General features: G+C 55.4%; 2 protein-coding genes. One reads left to right on the top strand and one right to left on the bottom strand.

What is annotated here, in order from left to right; all coding sequences use genetic code 11:
- Positions 1-165: 165 nt before the first annotated feature.
- The gene (locus A1332_RS01720) at positions 166-1,239 is read left to right on the top strand and encodes a TIGR03790 family protein (RefSeq protein WP_064006853.1); all 1,074 of its coding nucleotides are present in this window, start codon (positions 166-168) and stop codon (positions 1,237-1,239) included.
- Here the strand turns inward: A1332_RS01720 and A1332_RS01715 are convergent.
- On the bottom strand, positions 1,236-1,523 hold a 288-nt coding region (locus A1332_RS01715; protein WP_157203917.1), incomplete at its 5' end, for a GGDEF domain-containing protein. The genes A1332_RS01720 and A1332_RS01715 overlap by 4 nt on opposite strands.

The raw sequence follows: 1,523 nt of genomic DNA, 5'->3' as shown, positions 1-1,523 counted from the left end.
CGCGAAGGCGGGAGCGACGAGATTTAACGGCCGGGTTAAATTGGACAAGTGAAACGTGGAAGCTGTCCACTGTCGAAAAATTTTACAATGAATGTTGCATTTAATTAGTGTCCGGTTAAAGTGACCGATCCGATTAATTCGACCGCCAACCTCACGGAGTAACGCGTGTTTCCCGTTAATTCATGCAAATTCGCCCTGATAGGGCTTATCCTCAGCCAGCTGCTTTTCACGCCAACATTGGCCGCTCCCGTCTCGCCGATGTATCGGCCGTCTGCGGCGCTGACCGGCCATGATCTGGCGGTTATCGTCAACGACGCCGACCCGTTAAGTGTGGAAATTGCCGCTTATTATCAAAAACAGCGGCAAATCCCGGCTGAACAGATGATACATGTGCGTTTTGCGCCGAAACAGGCGGTAATGTCCAAACAACAATTCGAGCAGGTTAAGCAGGAAGTCGATCAAAAAACTCCCGAGCATGTACAGGCCTTTGCCTTAACCTGGCTGCAACCGTTTCGCGTCGATTGCATGTCCATCACCACGGCCTTCGCGGCCGGTTTTAGCGAATCCTTCTGCGCAAAAGGCTGCGTACAAACCCATAACAGCCCGTACTTCACCTCCGAAACCGATAAACCGTTTAAAACGCACGGCTGGCGGCCGACCATGGCCGTGGCCGGCAAGACCTTCGAGGAGGCGAAAAAGCTGATCGATACCGGCGTTGCCTCGGATTATTCGCATCCGCAAGGCTCGGCATACTTGTTAAAAACCTCGGACCAGGCCCGCAGCTCCAGAGCCGTGCTGTTTCCAAAAGTGGCCGAATCGCTGACCAGCTTTTGGCCTGTGCATTATCTGGAGCAAGAATACATTGAGGGACGCCAGGACGTGATGTTTTATTTCACCGGCTTGACCAAGGTGCCGCATCTGGCGGATAACCACTATTTACCGGGCGCTGTTGCCGACCATCTCACCTCCTCGGGCGGTGTGATGTCGGGCAGTGATCAGATGAATATCACCGAATGGCTGCGGGCCGGCGCTACCGCCAGCTATGGCGCGGTGGTGGAACCCTGTAATTTCCCAGCCAAATTTCCCAATCCGGGCGTACTGATGTACTTCTACCTGCGCGGCAGCAGTGTGATTGAAGCGTATTGGAAAAGCGTCGCCCAACCCGGCCAGGGTATTTTCGTCGGCGAACCGCTGGCCAAGCCGTTTGCCTATCAGCCGCGCCAAGCACCGACTCACTAGTCGCGCGCGCCGTCCGTCCCGTCATCTGCGACGACAAGCCGGTTGCGGCCGGCTTCCTTGGCGACGTAAAGGGCTTGGTCGGCACGGGTTAACAGATCGAGCCGATTGCCGCCGTGGACCGGATAAATCGCCACGCCTATCGATACCGTCACCTGCGGCAGCTGATGATTACCGAACTTCAGCGATAAGCTTTCGATAGCCGCACGCAAGGCTTCCAGACGTTGCAAGATTTTATCCGGCTGGATTTCGGTAGTGACCACCACGAATTCTTCGCCGCCGAAACG

This window comes from Methylomonas methanica (genome assembly GCF_001644035.1).
GTDB lineage: Bacteria > Pseudomonadota > Gammaproteobacteria > Methylococcales > Methylomonadaceae > Methylomonas > Methylomonas methanica_A.
This window is presented reverse-complemented; position numbering and strand designations above follow the sequence as displayed.